This is a genomic window from Enterococcus rotai (assembly GCF_001465345.1).
Taxonomy (GTDB): domain Bacteria; phylum Bacillota; class Bacilli; order Lactobacillales; family Enterococcaceae; genus Enterococcus_L; species Enterococcus_L rotai.
Genome location: NZ_CP013655.1, coordinates 3,437,889 through 3,459,305, shown reverse-complemented (window position 1 = coordinate 3,459,305; position 21,417 = coordinate 3,437,889). Strand labels below are relative to the sequence as shown.

Here is a 21,417-nt window from a genome sequence, read left to right as displayed (position 1 = left end):
ATGAAAGAAGGCGTTAAAATGTACACATTTTTCTGGTATCCAAAATGTTCAACTTGTAAGAAAGCAAAGGCTTGGTTAGATGAGCATCAGGTAAAATACGAAACGATCGATATGATCGAAAATCCACCCACTGCAAAACAATTAGCAAGTTGGATGGAGCAAAGTGATTTACCAGTCCGCCGTTTCTTTAATACAAGTGGCATCCGCTATAGAGAACAAGGCTTGAAAGATAAAGTCAACGACTTTTCAATCAAGGAAGCAAGTGAATTATTAGCAACTGATGGTATGCTGATCAAACGTCCGATTTTTGTTAAAGGAGAGCAATTTTTAGCAAACGGATTTAAAGAATCTGATTACAAAGGAGCTATTCAATAATGGCGGAAGAATTGAAAATAATCGATAGCTTGTGGCTCTTAAAAACAGATGCTGGCTATAAAATCGGTTTGACCAATCAAGCGCAAGAAGATTTAGGCAATATTACTTTTGCAACCATGCCGAAAGTAGGACAAACGTTGAAAAAAGGAGATTCATTGATTGAATTAGAAGCTGAAAAAGCAGTCAGTGAATTTAGTACACCACTTAGCGGGACGGTTTCAGCGATCAATGAAGCAGCTGAACAAGATCCTAGTACATTAGACGATGGCAATCAACTGAATGCTTGGATTGCGATTTTAACAGATGTGGATGAAGCAGAATTAAGCTAAGTGTGAAAATGATTGACAAGCGATTTGGATATTGCTATAATTTCATCAATATAAAGTGAAAGCTTTGAAAAGAAGAGTACATGTCAAACATGTTTGAAGAGAGCCTTGTTCGCTGAAAATGGGCAGCATAGTTGAGATGGAAGATGGTCTTTGAGCAGAATAAGTAAGCGAATGTGAACTTATTACGGGAGTGCCCGTTATAGCACAACAGTATGCGAATTCAAGTACTGTATAAGGCTATTATTGTGAAATAATGGTAAATCAAGGTGGTAACACGAAAGACAAGCTTTCGTCCTTTTGTCAGATCGATGACATGGGGCGGAAGCTTTTTGCATGTTCTACACAATTTACAAAGTAAAATGATGTTGAACAGTACTTGGCGAACGAAGTGAGAGGAATTTCTTACTAGTGAATGACAGTCCAAGCAGTAGATTAATCACACTGTATTATAAAAAAATAATCTACCTGCTATTTCACAACGCAAAGCAAATCATGTAGTATAATAAAAAAGAAGCAAAACCAAAGAAAGTGGAGGGGAAGAAATGCCTCTAATCGAATTACAAAACGTACAAAAACAATTTTCCGGTAAAAGCGGGCAAGTAACAGCGGTGAATGATGTTTCACTAACTGTTGATCAAGGTGATATTTATGGAATCGTTGGTTATTCTGGCGCTGGTAAAAGTACCTTGGTTCGTTTATTAAATGGTCTAGAATTGCCAACACAAGGAGAAGTCATTATTCAAGGTCAAAATGTTGCCCAAATGGCCAACCGAGAGTTACGCCAATTTCGTAAAAAAATTGGAATGATCTTTCAGCACTTTAATCTACTATGGTCAAGAACGATTTTAGAGAATATTATGTTGCCTTTAGAGCTAGCGAATGTTCCAAAGAAAGTCAGAAAGGAACGAGCACAAGAACTTTTAAGCTTAGTTGGATTAGAAGGTCGTGGAGATGCTTATCCAAGTCAATTATCTGGTGGCCAAAAACAGCGTGTAGGGATTGCTCGAGCGTTAGCCAATAATCCAGAAATCTTACTTTGTGACGAAGCAACAAGTGCATTAGATCCACAAACGACAGATGAAGTATTGGATCTGCTTTTGGAAATCAATCAAACGTTGAACTTAACCATTGTATTGATTACCCACGAAATGCATGTGATTCGTAAGATCTGCAACAAAGTTGCGGTAATGGAACAGGGCCAAATCGTTGAAGAAGGGGATGTTTTAGAAGTCTTTAGACATCCGCAACAAGCTGTTACCAAACGTTTCGTTCAACAGGAATTAGAGCCAAAAGAAGATACAGAAGAGCTGTTGCAAGAGTTGATCAAAGAAAATCCAGCAGGACTTGTTGCAACATTGCAATTTAGCGGTGATAATGCCAATGAGCCTGTGATCTCACAAGCAATTCGTCAGTTTGCTGTAGATATCAATGTGGTTCAAGGTCAAGTTCAACAAGCAAAAGAAGGAGCCTTTGGGACCTTGACTGTGATGATTACAGGAACAACTAGTGAAATAGATAAGGCATTGGCATTTTTCAATGAAAAAGAAGTTGTAATGGAGGTGATTCACCGTGGCGAATGAAACATTTGCAGAGAAATATTTAAACTTTAGCCGAGTGAATCCAGAATCAATGCAGCAGGCGGCGATCGATACATTGTTTATGACGGTCGTTGCGATGATTTTTGTTATTATTATTGGTTTTTTATTAGGTTTGCTATTATACAGTTTAAGCCGTAACAAATCACCGTTTGCAAAAATTTGTTATAGTGTTTTATCAGTCGTTAGCAATATTTTCCGCTCGATTCCTTATATCGTGTTGATTATCTTGTTGATGGACTTTTCAAGAAAATTAGTTGGAACAGGAATTGGTGCAAAGGCAGCAATTCCATCATTGATCGTATCAGCTGCACCATTTTACGCTCGTTTAGTCGAAATTGCCTTTCGTGAAGTGGACAGTGGTGTGCTAGAAGCAGCCGATGCAATGGGGGCTTCTAGAATTCAAAAAATCTTTAAAGTCTTGATCCCTGAAAGCACACCAGCGTTATTATCGGGTGTAACGCTAACAACGATCACAATGATTGGCTTTACAGCAATGGCTGGGATCATCGGTGGCGGAGGTCTTGGTGGTTTAGCGTATCAAGAAGGATTTAGTCGTAACAATAATACAGTAACGTTGGTTGCAACAGTTTTAATCTTGGTTATTGTGTTTATTATTCAGTTTGTCGGCGATCAATTAGTGAAACGCTCTGACAAACGATAAACAATCAAAATAGAACATAATTGGAGGAAATACATGATGAAAAAGAAATTATTCGGTTTAGCAGCATTGGCAGTTGTAACATTTGGTTTAGTTGCTTGTGGAGGCGCAAAGGACAAAACAGATGATAGTAAATCAGCAGGATCTGCAAAAGAATCTTCAGTTTTAAAAGTCGGTGCATCAGCTTCACCTCATGCAGAAATCCTTGAACAAGTTAAACCAATTTTGAAAAAAGAAGGTGTTGATCTAGAAATCGTTCAATTCGATGACTACATCTTACCAAATAAAAACCTAGCTGAAGGCGATATTGATGCTAATTACTTCCAGCATATTCCGTACTTTAATTTACAAGTCAAAGAAAATAATTATGATTTTGCAAATGCTGGCGGTATTCATATTGAGCCAATGGGTCTATACTCAAAACGAATCAAAGATATTAAAGACTTAAAAGACGGCGCAACGATCATTACATCAAACTCAGAATCTGACTGGGGTCGAATCATTACAATTTTACAAGATGCAGATTTAGTTACGGTTAAAGACGGTGTTGACTTAGAAACAGCGACATTTGAAGATATTGATAAAAATCCTAAAAACTTGAAATTTATCCATAATATCAATCCTGAAGTATTAACAACAACATACAATAACGATGAAGCAGATCTTGTTGCAATCAACGCTAACTTTGCTTATAGCGCAGGGCTGAATCCGTTGAAAGATTCAGTTTTACTTGAAAAAGACAACTCACCATATGTAAATATTGTGGCTGTTCGTTCTGAAGATAAAGATAGCGATAAAATCAAAAAATTAGTTGATGCCTTGCATAGTAAAGAAATCCAAGATTGGATTCTTGAAAAATGGGATGGATCTGTAAAACCAGTAGATAAATAAAGATGAAATCTGAAATGAGTGTTCCAACTCATTTCAGATTTTTTACAATAAAACTACAAAAAATACCTGTTTTTTGTAATATATTTATTTTTTATAGTTTAAAAAATATGTTCTAATGTTGAGATAAATATATTTTTATGTTAATATTAAATTTCGGTATACTGAAATAAAAAAAGGAGATAAGAAAGATGAAAAAAAGAAAAGTAATTTTATTTACCATCGCGCTGATTACAATGCTTTTTGCAAGTATTGTTAACAGCCAAAAGAGTGAAGCCGCACAAGAAATTGATATGAACAATGGCGCTGTTTTCACGTTTGATTCAAGTGGAGCCTGGAAAAGAATCTATTCGGGCGTTTATACGTTCGAAGCGGGTCGGTATGGTTATGCTGATTATTCAGGTGAGATTCAATACGCTCAGGCAACAGCCAATAGTCGATCGATTCAAGCTGCATATGTTGTAAAAGACCGTATTTTTGATTTTGTTGGAACCTATTCACCAAGCGATTCTTACTTTAATGGCGACGACAAGATTTGGGGGTATACTGTAACGCAAGTGAATGGCTTAACACCGGTATTCAAAACAACGGTTGCGATAACACAAGGTGCTTATGGAACCTCTCTATTTGTAAAAGCGAATCGGAGTATTGTTCCTAACTGGGCAGCTTTACCGAATGTGGGCAATATGTCTAAAGTAACCATTGAACCTGCTTATATTTCAATGAACCTACAATAATAATGAATTAAATAGTAAAAAGGAGTGACTCTGCTAATCAGTAGAGAACACTCCTTTTTAGTATGGTTATTTTTTATTTATCAGTTGTTCTAAAATATCAATGAAAATAGGATCAGCATTAAATGGATGAATATAGTGGAAATGTTCACCGCCATTTTCCATAAAATAGCCATAATTTTCTTTTTCAATTTCTTCTATCGTTTCTAAACAGTCAGAAACAAAACCAGGTGTCAGAATCAAAATATTTTTAGCTCCTTGCTTAGGTAACTCTTTTAACGTTTGATCAGTAGCTGGTGTCAGCCATTCAGCAGGTCCAAATTTTGATTGAAAGGTGCTAATGTGCGAAACATCACCGACCTGTTCCATAACAGTTTGGGTCGTTTGTTGACAATGCTCTAAATAATGATCCCCTTTTTCTACATAAGAAACTGGAATACCGTGATAAGAGAACACAATTTTATCTATTTTTCTTTCTGTTAAAGCTTGTTTGATTTGATTCGCTAAGGCTTCGATATATAATGGCTCATCATAAAATGATTGAATAAAATGTAAGCTAGGAATTGCTTCAGCTTTCAAATAAAATTTTGCTACTTCATCGAATATTGGCGCTGTAGTCGTTGTTGAATATTGGGGATACAATGGAATGATCGTCAAATCAGTTACCCCTAAATCATGCATCTCTTGTAACACTTCTGGAATCAAAGGGCTGCTGTATGACATAGCATAACGCACAACTTGATCTGGAAAGCGTGCTTGCAGTTGCTTCGTTTGTGATTGAGTATAAATAAGTAACGGTGAACCAGCTTCTTGCCAGATTTGTTGGTACAAAGCAGCAGATTTTTTTGGTCTGGTTCGTAGAATGATCCCGTGTAAAACAGGAAGCCAGATCAAACGATTAGTATCGATCACTCGTTTATCTCCTAAAAAGCGTTTAAGATAAGCTCGAACTTCCTTGGTTTCAGGTTTATCTGGTGTACCAAGATTAACAAGAATGATGCCTTTTTTAAACATTAAAAACCCTCTTTTCGGTTGGCTGGACAAAATGATTTTTGCTCTAGTCAAAATTATTCTGAAATCGTTGTAAATTATCTCACAATATGTGGGGAAAATCAAAGTAATCAGGAACGTATAAAAGCAAGCAACGGAGTAAAATCCAAATAAAAGAACAATAGTTAATTTAGAAAGATTCTAATTAAGTCCACTTTTTCACAAACAAAAGCTAGCTTAATTAAGAATTATTCTAGTAAAGAGATTGCTTATCATTCTCAATTGGGATAAAATGAATGAGAACGATAAAATAATTATTTTAAGTTGGAGGGAATTGTACATGTCCGTTTTAGAAATTAAAAATTTACACGTATCAATCGAAGATAAAAAGATTTTAAAAGGGGTTAACCTGACGATGAAAACAGGTGAAATCCACGCAATCATGGGGCCAAACGGAACAGGTAAATCAACCTTATCTGCGGCCATCATGGGAAATCCTAATTACGAAGTCACAGAAGGCGAAATCTTGTTTGATGGCGAAAATGTCTTAGAACTTGAAGTGGACGAACGTGCCCGTTTAGGTTTATTCCTTGCGATGCAATACCCAAGTGAAATTCCAGGTATCACAAATGCTGAATTTATGCGTGCGGCGATCAATGCAAAACGTGATGAAGATAACAAAATCTCAGTAATGGAATTCATCAAAAAATTAGATAAAAAAATGGATCTACTAAATATGCCAGAAGAAATGGCTGAACGTTATTTAAACGAAGGCTTCTCTGGTGGAGAAAAGAAACGGAACGAAATCCTACAATTATTGATGTTAGAACCAACATTTGCCATATTAGATGAAATTGATTCTGGTTTAGATATCGATGCGTTGAAAGTTGTTTCAAAAGGTGTAAACGAAATGCGCGGTGAAAACTTTGGTGCATTGATCATCACTCACTACCAACGTCTATTGAACTACATCACACCAGATGTGGTGCATATCATGATGGAAGGCCGTGTAGTGAAAACTGGCGGTGCTGAACTTGCAAAACGTTTAGAAGCAGAAGGCTATGCAGGAATCAGCCAAGAATTAGGTATCGAATACAAAGAAGAAGCATAAGGAGGACAAGATAAATGAAGGAAATAACAACAGCGAATTATCTTGACGACATCAACGCTTTTTCAGCCCGTAACGAAGAACCTACTTGGATGACCGACTTACGTGTAGCGGCTTTAGAAAAAGCTGAAAACCTAGAATTACCAAAGATCGAACGTGTGAAATTTCACCGTTGGCCTTTGTTTAACGTGAATACTGAAGAGTATGCACCTGAAACGATGAACATCCCAAGCTTTGACGCAATGAAAGACAATCCTGTGATCGTGCAACAAGGGTCGATTACAGCATTTGAACAACTTTCAGCTAAATTAGCCGATCAAGGGGTAATTTTTACTGACATGTTTACTGCAATGCAAGAACATGGCGATTTAGTCAAAGAATATTATATGAACAAAGCCGTTGAGATGGATGAAGATAAATTAACAGCATTCCATACAGCCTTTATGAATAGTGGAGTCTTCTTATACGTACCAAAAAATGTTGTCATTGAAGAACCAATCGAAGCAATCTTTATTCAAGATTCAGCCAGTGAAGAATCGTTCTTCAAACATGTCTTGATCGTAGCGGACGAACATAGTGAGTTTAGCTATTTAGAACGATTCCAAACAATTGGCGAGCAAAAAGTCAAAGTATCAGCGAACATCGTCGTTGAAGTGATTGCCAAAGCTGGTTCAAAAGTGAAATACTCAGCTGTCGATCAATTAGGCGAAAATGTTTCAACGTATATAAACCGTCGTGGACACATTATGCGTGATGCATCTGTTGATTGGGCCTTAGGTGTCATGAATGATGGTGACGTGGTTGCTGATTTTGATTCTGACTTAGTAGGCGAAGGCTCTCACTCAGAAGTCAAAGTCGTGGCAATCAGTGCTGGCAAACAAACGCAAGGGATAGATACTCGTGTAACCAATAAAGCCTCTCATTCTGTGGGACACATTTTACAACATGGTGTTATCCGTGAGCGTGGAACATTAACATTCAACGGAATTGGTCATATTCTAAAAGGAGCTAAAGGGGCAGATGCCCAACAAGAAAGTCGTGTCTTAATGCTTTCTGACAAAGCCCGTGGTGATGCGAATCCAATTTTATTGATCGATGAAAACGAAGTAACCGCAGGACATGCAGCCAGTGTTGGTCGTGTCGATCCAGAAGAAATGTACTATTTAATGAGTCGTGGGTTACGTAAAGATGATGCGGAACGTTTGGTTATTCGTGGCTTCTTAGGTTCAGTGATCACAGCGATTCCTGTTAAAGATGTTCAAAAAGAATTTGTAGACGTAATTGAAGGGAAGTTGAATGCATGATAAACGCAGATAAGATTCGGCAGCAGTTTCCCATCTTGTTTCAAGAAGTCAATGACGAGCCGCTTGTTTATCTGGATAATGCAGCAACAACTCAAAAGCCTAAAGCAGTTTTAGATAAACTGACTTATTATTACGAACACGATAATGCTAATGTTCACCGTGGTGTGCATACGTTGGCCGAACGTGCCACGAAAGAGTATGAAGAAGCTCGTGAAAAAGTTAGAGCCTTTATCAATGCCAAAGAAACAGCGGAAACGCTCTTTACCCGAGGCACAACGACGAGTTTAAATTGGGTCGCAAAAAGCTATGGCGATTTAGCGGTTGAAGCAGGGGATGAAATCGTGATTTCCTATATGGAGCATCACTCTAATATTATTCCTTGGCAACAACTAGCGGAACGCAAAGGCGCAACCTTGAAATATATCGAGATCACAGCAGATGGCTTTTTAGATATGGAAAGTGCAAAACAACAAATCACGGATAAAACCAAGATTGTTTCGATCGCACATGTATCCAATGTTTTAGGCGTAATCAATCCAGTGGCAGAGTTGGCTAAGTTAGCTCATAGCCACGGAGCTGTCTTAGTTGTTGATGGTGCCCAAGCGGTACCGCATATGCCAGTGGATGTTCAAGCAATCGATGCTGATTTTTATGCATTTAGCGGGCATAAAATGTGTGGTCCAACTGGAATTGGTGTATTATATGGAAAACGTGAATTACTAGATCAAATGGAACCAGTGGAATTTGGTGGGGAAATGATTGATTTCGTGAATTTGTATGACAGTACGTGGAAAGAACTGCCTTGGAAATTTGAGGCAGGAACCCCAAATATTGCTGGAGCAATCGCTCTAGGTGCCGCAATCGATTTTCTAACGGAGATTGGTTTAGAAGACATTCATCAACATGAAGCAGAATTAGTGGCTTATGTGTTGCCAAAACTATTGGCGATTGAAGGTCTGACGGTTTATGGACCACAAGATCCGGCTCATCATACAGGCGTTTTGGCGTTTAATTTAGCTGGATTACACCCGCATGACACAGCGACAGCTTTGGATATGGAAGGTTTGGCAGTTCGTGCAGGACATCATTGTGCGCAGCCATTACTGAAATATTTAGACGTTCCAGCGACAGCTCGTGCAAGCTTCTATCTTTATAATACCAAAGCAGATGCTGATCGATTGATCGAAGCAATTTTAGCGACAAAGGAGTTTTTCCAACATGGCTCTATCTAAATTAGATAATTTATACCGTCAAGTGATTTTGGATCATTCCAGTCATCCTCATCATCATGGAACATTAGCAGAATCAAGCAAAAAAATCGAAATGAATAACCCAACTTGTGGCGATGTGATCGAATTGCAAGTGGCTATTGAAGACAATGTTATTAAAGATATTGCCTTTAGCGGAAGTGGTTGTTCGATTAGTACGGCAAGTGCTAGTATGATGACAGATGCGGTGATTGGGAAGACGTTAGCCGAAGCAGAACAGTTGGCTGAAGATTTTTCTCAGTTGGTACAAGGAAATGATGTGTCAGAGGAAGAAAAACTCGGTGATGCAGCGATGCTTAGTGGCGTGGCCAAATTCCCCGCACGGATCAAATGTGCAACATTGGCTTGGAAAGCGTTAGAACAAGCAGTTGAAAATGACGGACAAGGAACCGCAGGACAATTACACTGCGAAGAATAATAAATAAGTTGAAGTCAGTAAGGAATCAAGAAAAGGACGTGAGATAATTTGAGTACTGTACCTGAGTTAGAAGAATATCAATTTGGTTTCCATGATGATGTGAAACCAATTTTCAGTACGGGAAGTGGACTAACAGAGGAAGTTGTTAGAGAAATTTCACGTAAGAAAGAAGAACCAGAATGGATGTTGGAATTCCGTTTGAAATCATTAGAACAATTCCACAAAATGCCTATGCAAAATTGGGGACCAGATTTATCTGATATCGATTTTGAAAAAATCAAATATTTCCAAAGAGCTAGCGACAAACCTGCTCGTGACTGGGATGATGTACCAGATAAAATCAAAGAAACCTTTGAAAAAATTGGAATTCCAGAAGCCGAACGTGCTTACCTAGCTGGAGCTTCAGCGCAATATGAATCAGAAGTGGTTTACCACAATATGAAAGAAGAATTCCAAAAATTAGGGATCATCTTTACAGATACAGATTCAGCGTTGAAAGAATATCCCGATATATTCAAAAAATACTTCGCAAAATTAGTCCCACCAACAGATAACAAATTAGCTGCACTAAACTCAGCAGTTTGGTCGGGTGGAACATTTATCTATGTACCAAAAGGGGTTCGTGTGGATGTACCATTACAAACATACTTCCGAATCAATGCGGAAAACACAGGACAATTTGAACGTACACTGATTATCGTGGATGAAGGTGCGAGCGTTCATTACGTAGAAGGCTGTACAGCTCCTACGTATACAAGCAATAGCTTACATGCAGCAATCGTTGAGATCTTTACCCATAAAGATGCCTATACACGTTATACAACCATCCAAAACTGGTCTGATAACGTTTATAACTTGGTAACAAAACGTGCCAAAGCTTATGAAGGTGCCACAGTTGAGTGGATCGACGGGAACTTAGGTGCCAAAACAACGATGAAATACCCAAGTGTTTATCTAGATGGAAAAGGCGCTCGCGGCACAATGCTTTCAATTGCATTTGCTGGAGAAAACCAAATCCAAGATACAGGGGCGAAAATGATTCATAATGCGCCAAACACTTCAAGTTCGATCGTTTCTAAATCAATTGCCAAAGACGGCGGTGAAGTGAACTACCGTGGTCAAGTAACGTTTGGGAAAGATAGTGCTGGATCAATTTCACATATTGAGTGTGATACGATCATTATGGATGATAAATCGAAATCTGATACGATTCCGTTTAATGAGATTCATAACAGTCAAGTGGCGTTGGAGCATGAAGCGAAGGTTTCGAAAATTTCGGAAGAGCAGCTTTATTACTTGATGAGTCGTGGGTTGACTGAAATTGAAGCGACTGAGATGATCGTTATGGGATTTGTGGAGCCGTTTACGAAGGAATTGCCGATGGAGTATGCGGTTGAATTGAATCGATTGATTAGTTATGAGATGGAAGGATCAGTCGGGTAATTAAATCTTGGAAGCTGGAAATGTCTGATTGCAGGTATTTCTGGCTTTTTTTGTTTTGTGATGTAGAAAGTAACAATAAAATTAACGCCAATTAGAAATAAAAGCCAAATTTTTATGAATTTTAATAGTAATGTGTTGTAATGCTTGATATAATTATCTTGATATAAGAAATGGGGGATGGAATATGAATGTAGAAAATAAAAAAATATTTAAACATTTCCAAAATAATTGTTACTCTTTTCAATTAATTTCTTATGATGCTAAGAAGATTTCATATTCACAACTGATAAAAAAATTAAAACAGGAAAATAGCCGTCAAGTTTTGTTTAACTCTGAAGTTATGATAGAGCTAATAAAAGAAACTGCAATAAATAATAAAGAATATATAGTAGCAGCTCTGAAAATAGGAAGCGAAGATGATTTAGAAGTACAAGAGAATATTAATAAGATAATTCTTTCTATGAGAACTGATTACTCAAATGTAGTAAGATTAATAGAGGAATTGTCTTGGTGTTATGATAATGAATCTATAGATATTAGTGAAATAAAAATTGTAGGTCGAGGCGGAAACTACGACAATGCAAAAATATTATCAAATGGTATATATTTCGGAGATGAAGAAATATTTAATAATTTCATTGTTCCAGTTTTAACGAGGTATTTTAATGGGGAGTGAAGTGTTAAAACAAGTTAAAGTCTTATTCTTAATGATAGGTTCATGTATATGTGCATATAAATTTCCGCTTGCAACCATTTTTTTAAATATAACTGATCAAAAAGTTTTGGCATCATTAGACATTGGTTTTTATAATTTTGTTTTTAGTGTGATATTTGCATTAGTGTTTAATTTCGTCAGCAATCGCTTACTACATATTGACGTAAATATTAGCTACCCAAATCAAGAAACTAATAAGATTGTTTTTTCAGAATCAGATTTAGCAAAAAGCATGGATATAGAAATGAAAATAGTAGCCAAAGGAAAAGTTAGGAAAACTTATAAGAGTATTACTTTGGTATGTCCTGAATCTTATATGATTCAGTTACATGAAAATTCAAGTAGAAAATTTATTTCTATTGACTCAGGCGGTTCAAATTACGAGTTAGATATAAACAAAATGATATCCAGATATAAGAAGGACGTTTCAACTGTTAGAACAATTAAATTAAGTCTAGTTTTGGAAGAATACAACAAGGGTGATAAAGATTACCTTGTTTTAGAAAAACCAATCTGGTTAGGTTTTGTTAGTCTTAAAAAGAATAAATTAGAATTGAAACAAAATTAAGGGGTGTCAATATGGTATATTCAAAGTGGCAAAATACGATAAATAGAGATATAGATAGCTTAATAGATCATATAATGTCTTATTCTGAATGGCTTAAACCTAGTATAGATCCATTTGATAATAGTAATTTATCTTTTAGAATAACAAAAGCTTTTCCAAAAAATGAAAGTATACAACTAGATAATGAAACTGTAGAGTATAATTTTTTAGAGTTTCAATTTGAAAGAGTTAGAAATAGTGAAAAAAAAAATAGTAATAGAGAAAAGAGAATTAGAACTGAAGATTATGAGATAATAATTTACAGCCATAAAAATAAAGTTAAGTATATAGTTAATAGAGGATATACACAACCTACTTTATCTATACTAAGGAAATTGCACGGTTATGAGGGAAAACATGAAATTAAAGAAGAAACTATAGGTGGTATTAAGTCAGACCTTTTTATTTGGTTAGTATATAATTTAATTGAAAATCCTAGCCTACCGTTAGGCGTGAATTCAAGCCTGTACCTAAAAAGTCTAACAGGTTTTATGGGGAAAACAGAAGACAAAATAAACACAATCCAAGGAACTGGGAAAAGAATTCTGAATATGTTGACAACTCTTTTATTTTTATTTGAAAATCAAAATATATCGAAAGTGAATTTAGAAATTAAAGATGATAACCATTTTTATGATATTACTTTAGGAGAAGAAAGTTTCATAGATGTGTCTATAATTGATTATGAAGGACCCGATATGTTTGGTATTGAAGAAATTGTAAAATCAAGAATACTTTTAAGATCATTCATAGAGCTTATACCTAATCTAATAAAAGTTTTTTCAAATGCACAGACACCACCAAGGGCTAGTTGGAGTGAAAAAAAAGAGCGAGCATTTTTTAATGAAATAGGAAAAACTATTAAAAAAAATATTACAGAGTTATTGAAAAAAAAATAATTTTGAGGTTTAAAAACAAAAGTAAAATTGTTTTCTGATCCGCTAAGTATAATATCACAGAATATAGATACTCATTTTTATTGGGTGAATCCAGGGTCGTGTCTATTTAGATCTACTATCATTTGCGGTGTTTTTTTATCAAATGACTTTTTCAAAAGGAGTTTTTATTATTAAAAATGGTCATTTTGGAACATTGTCAATATTTTTTGCTTTCTTTGCAGTTTTTAATGGATTTAGTTTATATTCTAAAACAACCGATGAATACTCGGGTAATTTCTTTCCTAAGTGTCCACAATTTTTGAATGACAATCGCTTGATTTTCAATGACATTTAGTTTTAATAAGAAAATATTGATTTGTTAATATGACTGGTTTTCCAGCCCATTCATTTGTAAAATCTCAAATGAAAGGTTCAGTTGGTTAATAACAAAATAAAAACTAGGAACGCTGTTATCTAGGCATTCCTAGTTTTTTTAATATCTGAAAATAAAAGTAGTATTAATATTAGTACCAGTAGTACCTAGAATAATACTATTTTTGTTTCGGTGAACTTATAAATTTGTATCGGTTTAAAATAGGTTGAACAGTAGAAAGTTTGATATAAAAATGTTAGAGTTATTGAAGAAAAAAAGTAAATAATACTTATTTATAAGATTGAAATAATGCTAACTAAATTATTGCAGTAAGACGGGAGATTATTATGGGCAATTATTATACAGAAAACGAATTTGATGAGTTAGTTGATTCATTAGCAGGAGCAGTAAAAAACTTTAATCTAGTTGTTTTTGTAGGAGCAGGTATTTCACTTTCGCAAGGCTATCCTAACTGGAATGGTTATATTGAAAAATTAATTCATTTTTGGCAATTCAATATACAACATGTTGCGGGGGGAAAGATAGAAGTATCAAATAAATTGCTTTCGCAATTTGATGAAATCTTGAGATCAAAAAATGGTCCAAAAAGAAAGATTGATTTATTACATACTTTGTTGCACGATATTTTGGGAGAAGACTTTGACGATGTAAAGCTTAATTTTGAAAAATATTTTTTTAAAGAAGTCGTACCAGATTATTTAGAAAATAGTGTGTTAGTTGAATTGATAAAATTAGATCCAATCTTTATAACTTCAAATTATGATTTCGAAATTGAGAAACATTTGAAACGTATCAAGCAGAAAGATGCATTTAAAACTATAAATAATCTACATGAATTTACCAATTGGAGTAGTAGACTAATATCTGGTGATGTGTTGCATTTGCATGGAACTACAGAAGGAGAAGGGCATTATTTTGTTAATTCATCATTGGATTATTCTCGGCAATATTTAAAAGAAACACAGGAATTTCAGAAATTAAGAACATGGTTTGAAATGAAACAACCTATTGTTTTATTTCTTGGAAGTAGTATGGAAGAAGAAGAGATTTTATCCTTATTACCAGCAACATCTAAAAATTTTGCGATGATGAAAACAGAGCGGAATGAATCTCCAGAGTTCAGAAACCTTTATAATCAAACCTACCAAAACAATAATCGTACAACCATTTTTTGGTATGGTGATGATTATGATGATTTGCCAAAAGAAGTAGAGAAAATGGTAAGTTCTGTTCAGAGAAAATTAGAAGTGGCTAAGTCTAGTGAGGATTGGGCTATACTCCACAGTATATCAACCGATAAAGAAATTTATCAGAAAATACTTGAGAAATATTCGGAAGATGAACATTATTTATCTGATATTTTTAAAACGGATGATATTGATTTGCAAAAGAAGATTTTAAAAATTACTTTACGTAGTCAGATCTTATTGAAGAAAATTAGTAATATCAGTAGTTTTTGGAATATGGTTAGTAAAAATTTTAAAAATATAGACACTGAACAACTTAAAATAATTGTTGAAATTTTTAAGAATAAAAAACTAAATATTTACTGCCAAGATCTTTTTGAAGTGTATGAACAACTTCTGAACTCAGATAATATTTCAAACGAAGATATTAATGAAATAAGAAAACATTTGGCACAAAATCAATCGTTAGTTAATACATCTTTTTCAGGTGATTCAGATTTGATGGGATATTGGCTAAGTGAACAATTTCAACAGGAAATTTCACGTCATAGAAATATTTTTTACGGTGATCAGAGTCTTAAAATTAATTTTAGAAATGAAATGATTACGCCAATTATCGAGTCAGTAAAGGACGAAGGAATATATCTCTATTGGTCATTTGATGAAATTATTTCAATGGATGGGTTAATAAAGATTATATATAATTCCCTTTTAGATGAAAAATTATTGTTCGAAGATACGTTTATTTTAGAGAATTTCCCCGAACCCTTATTGGAAACGCGTCTATTTCAACGAGTGCTAGTTAATATTGATAATGAAAAGAAATTGCCTAATCCTATTGTTAACAAGTTAATAGCTAAAATTGATTTTACTGATACTATTTTTGGAACTGAGCTAAATGAATTTGCAAGAAATCATAAAACAGAAATAGGAGAGGATGCTCTTGAAGTTTATGAAAATGCGATTGAATCAGGACCTGCTAGTATTGTTCATCCTCGTTCATTTATAGACAGTAGTCAGATTCTTAAAGAAAATGAAGAATCAATCTTGGAGATTTTATTAGGTGGTCAAGATGAGTCATTTTCACAGAGAGAAGACTTTTATTCTGAAAAAACCAATAAAGAAACTTCTAATTATTTGTTAAATGTATTGAAAAAAAATGATGTAGTTTCGCAAAAAATAGAGAAGATAATCATTGATAAGGGGTCACTTCTATATCCAAAATTTGATAGACTTTTTCTCAAAATTTTAACGGATGATTATAACTCTGATTTAAAAGAGAAGGCTTTAAATATATTTTTAGAAAAATTCAATTCAGATAGTTTTAGTTGGGAAGAAAAATTGTTCTTCCAAGAGTTGATTTCTAAAAAGGAATTTGAACATAAAGCTTTTGAAAAGCTATTTCAAGTCGAGGTTAATAAGCTTAGTTATAACTATGTGTATACAAATAAAGAGAGACCTGAATTAATTGAACGTGATGATTTTATTAATACTGAGTTAGGAAGGTATTTGGATATACTGATATTAATAAACAAAAAGGACAAGTCTAAACGTGGTGTAATTAAAGAGATTGTAGCTAAAGTTAATTTCAATCAATTTAGAGAATTTACGCTGGGAGCTTTGACAACAGTTGATAATTCAATAGATTTAGAAAAGGTTACGATCAATACTTTCCAAGGATATTCTTTTTCAATAAGCGGATTCAAACAAGGTGATTTAGATAAATTTAAGCTTGTAGGTCAAGAGTTACTGAAAAAAGGCTATGTAAATAATGTAAATCAAAATAATCTGTTCTTTCTTGCTCTATCTAAGATAAACCCTAGTGATGAAGGAATGGAGATAAATTGGAATAACATCAATTTTTCTTGGATGCTCTCTCTTATTTTTCAAAGTGAATTTGAGTTTGAGTATGAAGAGAAGTGGCTTCGAGAAATAATGCTGCATGATAAGGAAGGTGATTTTGGAAGAGACATTCTTTATTATTTAGAGGAAGACAGCACTGTATTATCTAAAGGAGAAAAGGTTTTACGGGTATTTGAAGAAAACATTTCTGATTATAAAGGGAAGGTAAACATTCATTCACTTCCTGATAGTCTCAAAGAACAAAAAAATAGTGAGAAAAAAGATTTATTGATTAAGCTGTTCTTTTTATTGATAGAAAATTCAAAAATTGAAAAAAGTTATTTTGGCAGTCGTACTTTATTAAGTATCATGCAACAATTACCTTTGGAATCAAAGAAAAGACTTGCAGGTCATGCAAATCTTTCAACGGTTCTTTCACCATTAGAGATTGATGAGTTGAAAAGAGCTATTGATTAAAGTTGAAATTTGTAAGCTGACTATCAAATCGTTGGATTAAAGCAGTGTTGGAAGGCTCAACATGAAGCGATATGGATAGAACAAAGGATTATCTTACCTAATTGTGTGAAATGAATAAAATGATATTTTACATGTATTAATGCAATAAACGAAGTCAACAGCTATTATGTAGATTTAACATAGCTATTGGCTTCGTTTATTATCTAAATCTGTCAATGTTCGAAGAACTCATAAAATGATTGGAATTATTGAGTAATTTTCACTTTTTCTTTTTTCATTAATTGATCCAGTTGTGTTTCTAATCGGTCAATACAGGTTGAAAAATCATCCATAAATGAACCGAAAATTTGAGATATGGAGTAGTAATCTTTTGCAATTTTTTTCTTGTCTAGTGGTAGTTTTCTATTGGCAAAGTGTTTATCTACCACCATTAAAATTTCTGTCCATGATTCAAGTTGTTCCAGAGTATCTTTCATAGCATACATGTCTTGGTAGGAGACTTGTTTGATGGGTTGCTTGTTTTGGGTTAATAGTGTAGTCTTTTCTTTTTCCAATATTTTGTATCCTCCTATTTTTTAGTATGATTGAGATAAAAGGCGATTACACTTTTTAAATATGCCTTATGAACATTATACACTTTATAAAAATGAATTTCAATAGAAATTGGTTTTTATAACTCGTAAATTTTGGTTTTTATGTTGTAAAATTGTGTGTGAAAGAGGAGTGATAAAATGCATGAATCAGAACTTAAACGTTTTATATCAAAAAAGCTAAGCTACTTTCGCTCTAGGAAAAACGTTAGTGCTAGAGAAATGAGTTTGGCAATTGGACAAAGTGATAATTATATCAATTCTATTGAAAATGAGCGTGTTACACCTTCCATTCAAATGCTATATGTTATTTGCGACTATTTAGATGTGACCGTTGAAGAATTTCTTCGAGAAACTCGTTCAAAAGAGTATTATTTGAAAGAAATTAATAAAAGATTGATAGGGTATGAAAGTGAGCAACTAGAACATATTTTGTTAATGTTGAAATCTTTTTAGGAATAAAGCTAGGTGTTGAAATAACGGATAAAAAATATTGAAAAAAGTCATTCTTTAAGATATTGAGAATGGCTTATTTACTGAGTTCAGATTGAGATAATGATGTATACACAATAGATTCCATCAAGACAGGTAATGATTAACTATAAATACACTGAAAAGTATACTTTTACATTGCTTTAATATATAATTTACTTGACTACGTATATAAATAATTAAACATATTTTTATAGATAAAGGGGCAACTAAAATTGAATGATAAAGAATTAAAAAAACTGAAAGACGATCTTTGGACGACGGCGATTGATATGCGTGCCAACTCTAATTTAAGTGCCCATGATTATGCTGAACCCATTTTAGGGCTAATTTTTTTGCGTTTTGCTGACGCTAAATATAAAAAATTTGAAAAAGCTATTGAAGAAGAATTTGAAAAAAGGCAAAAAAGTACACGTATTTCAGCAAATAAAAGTGAGATTGCTCTTGAATTAGCAGGAATTTATGTGCCAGATGACGCAAGATACGATTATTTATTAAATCTTCCAGAAAAAGAAGATGTTATTGCGCCAGCAATTGTAAATGCAATGACTGAAATGGAAAGATATGCATCGTCTGTAGAAGGAGCATTACCCAAAGAAAAATACAAAGAAATACCAGCAACGAATTTAAAAAATTTGCTGAAGAATTTCAAAGATATTCCAACTGAGGGATCAGTTGATATTTTTGGAGAAATCTATGAGTTCTTTCTTGGAAAATTTGCCATGGCTGAAGGACAAGGTGGCGGTGTCTTTTACACCCCAGCATCAGTTGTTCAATATATGGTAGAAGTTGTCCAACCCAAAAAAGGTAGAATATTAGATCCGGCATGTGGCTCAGGAGGCATGTTTGTTCAATCGGCTCTTTATGCGAAAAAACATGGCTATGGCCCAAATGCTTTAAGAGCCCACGGCGTTGAAAAAGAACCGGCAACTGTAAAATTAGCTCAATTGAATTTATTACTTCATAACATGAACGGAGATATTTTCCAAGCCAATTCATTTTACGAAGATCCCCACATTAGCTATGAGAAGTTTGATTATGTTTTTGCCAATCCTCCGTTTAATGTAAGAGGTGTTGAATACGAGCGTGTATGTAATCAAAAAAGATTTAATGAATATGGTATTCCAAGAAATTCTAGTAAAAAAGATGAAATTGAGAAAGTCCCCAATGCCAATTACTTATGGATTAATCAATTTGCCACTGCACTGAAAAAAAATGGAAAAGCAGCATTAGTTATGCCAAATGGAGCTTCCACAGCAGGGGACGGCGGACAAAAAGACATTCGCAAACGTTTATTAGAAAGTGGTCACCTCTCACAAATTGTTGTGTTACCTTCAAATATGTTTAATACAGTTACTTTGCCAGCAACTCTTTGGTTCTTTGATAAATCAAAGAAACATGAAGAAGTTTTGTTTATTAATGCTGATAAAAAAGAATTATATACACAGGTAGATCGTGCACATCGTAAATTTGATGAGGCGCATATTAAAAATCTTGCCTTGATTACAAGGTTGTATGAAGGCAATACTCAAGAATATGAAGAACTCAAAAACTGGTATCAAGAAAATATTGACTTAAATGATGACCAAAAGGAATATTGGCTAAAACAACTAAATTGGGTCAATGAACAATTTCCAGAAAGACTGTATAAAGACATAGCGGGATTATGTAGCGTTGTTCCAGTTCATGGAGAAAACAGCATTGAATCAAAAGATTGGAGTTTATCCCCTGGTCTATACGTTGGTGTGGAAGAGATAGAAGCAGATGAAGAACCATTCGAAGAGAAGATGCAAAGGCTAACAAAGCAATTATCGGAACAGTTCCAACAATCTAGTGAGTTGGAAAAAGAAATTCGTAATGCCCTAGGAGGGATAGGGTATGAGATCTGAGTGGAAAAGAAAACGACTAGATGAAATAATTGATTTTGCTCCTAAAGAAATTCTAAAACGCGATACATTAGCAAAAAAGATTAGTATGGATAAATTGCCTAATTTTGCTAGAAAAATAAATGGTTTTGAAATTGAAATGTTTAAAAGTGGAACTAAGTTTAGAAATGGAGATACTTTGATGGCAAGGATAACTCCTTGCTTAGAAAATGGAAAAACGGCAATTGTAGATATACTAGATAAGGACGAAGTAGGATATGGCTCAACTGAATTTTTTGTTCTGCGTGCTAAAGAAGGCATTTCTGATCCTTTATTTATCTATTATTTGTCTATCTCAGAGGAAATTAGGAACATAGCCATAGCTTCAATGACTGGAACTTCTGGTAGGCAAAGAGCTCAAAAAGAAGCGATATTAGAGTATGAAATGGCTATTCCTACACTTACAGAACAGAAAATAATGAGTCGCATTTTAGGAAATTTAGATTCAAAAATCGAACTCAATAATCAAATTATAAACACTTTAGAAGAAACAGCAACTACTCTTTTCAACCATTGGTTCATTGATTTTGAATTTCCTAATAAAAATGGAAATCCATACAAATTAAATGGTGGGAAAATGATTGAAAGTGAACTGGGTGAAATTCCAGAAGGATGGGAAGTAAGCTCATTAAAGAATATTACAGAAATTATTATGGGACAATCTCCAAAAGGAACATCATATAACAATGAAAATATTGGTTTACCACTAATCAATGGTGCGAGTGATTTTAAGAATGGTTTTGTTAACCCCAAAAAGTATACTACTGAACCTAAAAAAGTGACAAAAAAAGCCGATATTATTTTTGGAGTTCGTGCAACTATCGGGAATCCAACAATTGTTCAGCAAGAATATGCGATCGGTAGAGGAGCAGGTATAGCAAGAGTTATAGATAATCATTATCAAGAATTTGTATTTTTGTTATTAGAAGAAATGTTTAAATATTTTGCGAATACTGGATCAGGAAGTGTGTATATTAATATTTCTAAAAATGATTTTGAAAATTATAAGTTTGTAAGTCCATCATTTGAAGTAATACTGATGTTTCATGAATCTGTAATGAGTATTTTTGAATTGATTGCAAACAAAAGAAGTGAAATTGAATCCTTAAAAGAACTTAGAGACACTCTACTCCCAAAACTTCTTTCTGGAGAAATTGAACTAGAGTAAGAAAAATGAAACTTGAACTAAAGGAGGTC

Annotated in this window: 20 protein-coding genes and 1 other annotated feature; of the genes, 18 read left to right on the top strand and 2 right to left on the bottom strand. The window is 34.2% G+C overall.

Annotated features, from left to right (window positions below; all coding sequences use genetic code 11):
- Nucleotides 1-18: 18 nt before the first annotated feature.
- From ATZ35_RS15430 to ATZ35_RS15405, 6 genes are all read left to right on the top strand, one after another.
- Nucleotides 19-375 (top strand): arsenate reductase family protein, encoded by a 357-nt coding sequence (locus ATZ35_RS15430; RefSeq protein WP_208930513.1) that lies wholly within the window; start codon nt 19-21, stop codon nt 373-375.
- Nucleotides 375-704, top strand: coding sequence for a glycine cleavage system H family protein (locus ATZ35_RS15425; RefSeq protein ID WP_208928015.1), 330 nt, complete (start codon nt 375-377; stop codon nt 702-704). Before ATZ35_RS15430 ends, ATZ35_RS15425 begins: the two co-directional genes overlap by 1 nt.
- Nucleotides 705-759: 55 nt before the next feature.
- Nucleotides 760-1,004: a binding site (T-box leader), on the top strand.
- Nucleotides 1,005-1,246: 242 nt separating this feature from the next.
- A complete protein-coding gene (locus ATZ35_RS15420; RefSeq protein ID WP_208928014.1) occupies nt 1,247-2,284 on the top strand; it encodes a methionine ABC transporter ATP-binding protein in 1,038 nt (345 codons plus the stop codon).
- 49 nt (nt 2,285-2,333) lie between these two features.
- Complete coding sequence (locus ATZ35_RS15415) at nt 2,334-2,963, top strand: methionine ABC transporter permease (protein ID WP_208930512.1); 630 nt, start codon at nt 2,334-2,336, stop codon at nt 2,961-2,963.
- 36 nt (nt 2,964-2,999) lie between these two features.
- Nucleotides 3,000-3,851 carry a MetQ/NlpA family ABC transporter substrate-binding protein gene (locus ATZ35_RS15410; RefSeq protein WP_208930511.1) on the top strand — a complete coding sequence of 284 codons (852 nt, stop codon included), beginning with the start codon at nt 3,000-3,002 and terminating at the stop codon, nt 3,849-3,851.
- A 188-nt stretch (nt 3,852-4,039) separates the two neighbouring features.
- Nucleotides 4,040-4,585: a hypothetical protein gene (locus ATZ35_RS15405; RefSeq protein WP_208928013.1), complete on the top strand. Its 546-nt coding sequence runs from the start codon at nt 4,040-4,042 to the stop codon at nt 4,583-4,585.
- Nucleotides 4,586-4,651: 66 nt separating this feature from the next.
- Here ATZ35_RS15405 and hemH read toward each other — a convergent pair whose 3' ends face one another.
- A complete protein-coding gene (gene hemH / locus ATZ35_RS15400) occupies nt 4,652-5,596 on the bottom strand; it encodes a ferrochelatase (protein ID WP_208928012.1) in 945 nt (314 codons plus the stop codon).
- A 316-nt stretch (nt 5,597-5,912) separates the two neighbouring features.
- Between hemH and sufC the strand changes: the two genes are divergently transcribed.
- The 9 genes from sufC (at nt 5,913) to ATZ35_RS15355 (ending at nt 17,213) form a co-directional block, all read left to right on the top strand.
- The gene (gene sufC, locus ATZ35_RS15395; protein WP_010765431.1) at nt 5,913-6,683 is read left to right on the top strand and encodes a Fe-S cluster assembly ATPase SufC; all 771 of its coding nucleotides are present in this window, start codon (nt 5,913-5,915) and stop codon (nt 6,681-6,683) included.
- Nucleotides 6,684-6,697: 14 nt separating this feature from the next.
- Entirely contained in the window at nt 6,698-7,984 is a 1,287-nt protein-coding gene (gene sufD, locus ATZ35_RS15390) for a Fe-S cluster assembly protein SufD (RefSeq protein WP_208928011.1), read from the top strand.
- On the top strand, nt 7,981-9,216 hold the full coding sequence (locus ATZ35_RS15385; RefSeq protein ID WP_208928010.1) for a cysteine desulfurase: 1,236 nt from the start codon (nt 7,981-7,983) through the stop codon (nt 9,214-9,216). Before sufD ends, ATZ35_RS15385 begins: the two co-directional genes overlap by 4 nt.
- Entirely contained in the window at nt 9,203-9,670 is a 468-nt protein-coding gene (gene sufU, locus ATZ35_RS15380) for a Fe-S cluster assembly sulfur transfer protein SufU (RefSeq protein WP_208928009.1), read from the top strand. Before ATZ35_RS15385 ends, sufU begins: the two co-directional genes overlap by 14 nt.
- Nucleotides 9,671-9,718: 48 nt before the next feature.
- Complete coding sequence (gene sufB / locus ATZ35_RS15375) at nt 9,719-11,113, top strand: Fe-S cluster assembly protein SufB (protein ID WP_208928008.1); 1,395 nt, start codon at nt 9,719-9,721, stop codon at nt 11,111-11,113.
- A 184-nt stretch (nt 11,114-11,297) separates the two neighbouring features.
- Nucleotides 11,298-11,789, top strand: a complete 492-nt coding sequence (locus ATZ35_RS15370; RefSeq protein ID WP_208928007.1) for a hypothetical protein — start codon at nt 11,298-11,300, stop codon at nt 11,787-11,789.
- Nucleotides 11,779-12,396: a hypothetical protein gene (locus ATZ35_RS15365; RefSeq protein WP_208928006.1), complete on the top strand. Its 618-nt coding sequence runs from the start codon at nt 11,779-11,781 to the stop codon at nt 12,394-12,396. Before ATZ35_RS15370 ends, ATZ35_RS15365 begins: the two co-directional genes overlap by 11 nt.
- Nucleotides 12,397-12,407: 11 nt before the next feature.
- Nucleotides 12,408-13,334 (top strand): hypothetical protein, encoded by a 927-nt coding sequence (locus tag ATZ35_RS15360; RefSeq protein WP_208928005.1) that lies wholly within the window; start codon nt 12,408-12,410, stop codon nt 13,332-13,334.
- Between the two features lie 699 nt (nt 13,335-14,033).
- Nucleotides 14,034-17,213, top strand: a complete 3,180-nt coding sequence (locus ATZ35_RS15355; RefSeq protein WP_208928004.1) for an SIR2 family protein — start codon at nt 14,034-14,036, stop codon at nt 17,211-17,213.
- 245 nt (nt 17,214-17,458) lie between these two features.
- Here ATZ35_RS15355 and ATZ35_RS15350 read toward each other — a convergent pair whose 3' ends face one another.
- Nucleotides 17,459-17,767 (bottom strand): hypothetical protein, encoded by a 309-nt coding sequence (locus tag ATZ35_RS15350; RefSeq protein WP_244148179.1) that lies wholly within the window; start codon nt 17,765-17,767, stop codon nt 17,459-17,461.
- 177 nt (nt 17,768-17,944) lie between these two features.
- On the opposite strand from ATZ35_RS15350, the gene ATZ35_RS15345 reads away from it, so the two are divergent.
- The 3 genes from ATZ35_RS15345 to ATZ35_RS16850 all read left to right on the top strand — a co-directional run bounded on the left by ATZ35_RS15345 (nt 17,945) and on the right by ATZ35_RS16850 (nt 21,388).
- Entirely contained in the window at nt 17,945-18,259 is a 315-nt protein-coding gene (locus ATZ35_RS15345; protein ID WP_208928003.1) for a helix-turn-helix domain-containing protein, read from the top strand.
- A gap of 251 nt (nt 18,260-18,510) precedes the next feature.
- Complete coding sequence (locus ATZ35_RS15340) at nt 18,511-20,184, top strand: class I SAM-dependent DNA methyltransferase (protein WP_208928002.1); 1,674 nt, start codon at nt 18,511-18,513, stop codon at nt 20,182-20,184.
- Nucleotides 20,174-21,388 carry a restriction endonuclease subunit S gene (locus tag ATZ35_RS16850; protein WP_244148178.1) on the top strand — a complete coding sequence of 405 codons (1,215 nt, stop codon included), beginning with the start codon at nt 20,174-20,176 and terminating at the stop codon, nt 21,386-21,388. Before ATZ35_RS15340 ends, ATZ35_RS16850 begins: the two co-directional genes overlap by 11 nt.
- The last annotated feature ends 29 nt before the right edge of the window (nt 21,389-21,417 follow it).

What these genes read in the sequence shown, in the direction of transcription:
- ATZ35_RS15355 (WP_208928004.1), top strand. Translation starts at nt 14,034, where the DNA reads ATGGGCAATTATTATACAGAAAACGAATTTGATGAGTTAGTTGATTCA.
- sufU (WP_208928009.1), top strand. Translation starts at nt 9,203, where the DNA reads ATGGCTCTATCTAAATTAGATAATTTATACCGTCAAGTGATTTTGGAT.
- hemH (WP_208928012.1), bottom strand. Translation starts at nt 5,596, where the DNA reads ATGTTTAAAAAAGGCATCATTCTTGTTAATCTTGGTACACCAGATAAA.
- ATZ35_RS15420 (WP_208928014.1), top strand. Translation starts at nt 1,247, where the DNA reads ATGCCTCTAATCGAATTACAAAACGTACAAAAACAATTTTCCGGTAAA.
- ATZ35_RS15365 (WP_208928006.1), top strand. Translation starts at nt 11,779, where the DNA reads ATGGGGAGTGAAGTGTTAAAACAAGTTAAAGTCTTATTCTTAATGATA.
- ATZ35_RS15360 (WP_208928005.1), top strand. Translation starts at nt 12,408, where the DNA reads ATGGTATATTCAAAGTGGCAAAATACGATAAATAGAGATATAGATAGC.
- ATZ35_RS15415 (WP_208930512.1), top strand. Translation starts at nt 2,334, where the DNA reads ATGCAGCAGGCGGCGATCGATACATTGTTTATGACGGTCGTTGCGATG.
- sufD (WP_208928011.1), top strand. Translation starts at nt 6,698, where the DNA reads ATGAAGGAAATAACAACAGCGAATTATCTTGACGACATCAACGCTTTT.
- ATZ35_RS15410 (WP_208930511.1), top strand. Translation starts at nt 3,000, where the DNA reads ATGAAAAAGAAATTATTCGGTTTAGCAGCATTGGCAGTTGTAACATTT.
- ATZ35_RS15345 (WP_208928003.1), top strand. Translation starts at nt 17,945, where the DNA reads ATGCATGAATCAGAACTTAAACGTTTTATATCAAAAAAGCTAAGCTAC.
- ATZ35_RS15370 (WP_208928007.1), top strand. Translation starts at nt 11,298, where the DNA reads ATGAATGTAGAAAATAAAAAAATATTTAAACATTTCCAAAATAATTGT.
- sufC (WP_010765431.1), top strand. Translation starts at nt 5,913, where the DNA reads ATGTCCGTTTTAGAAATTAAAAATTTACACGTATCAATCGAAGATAAA.
- ATZ35_RS16850 (WP_244148178.1), top strand. Translation starts at nt 20,174, where the DNA reads ATGAGATCTGAGTGGAAAAGAAAACGACTAGATGAAATAATTGATTTT.
- ATZ35_RS15430 (WP_208930513.1), top strand. Translation starts at nt 19, where the DNA reads ATGTACACATTTTTCTGGTATCCAAAATGTTCAACTTGTAAGAAAGCA.
- ATZ35_RS15405 (WP_208928013.1), top strand. Translation starts at nt 4,040, where the DNA reads ATGAAAAAAAGAAAAGTAATTTTATTTACCATCGCGCTGATTACAATG.
- ATZ35_RS15425 (WP_208928015.1), top strand. Translation starts at nt 375, where the DNA reads ATGGCGGAAGAATTGAAAATAATCGATAGCTTGTGGCTCTTAAAAACA.
- ATZ35_RS15385 (WP_208928010.1), top strand. Translation starts at nt 7,981, where the DNA reads ATGATAAACGCAGATAAGATTCGGCAGCAGTTTCCCATCTTGTTTCAA.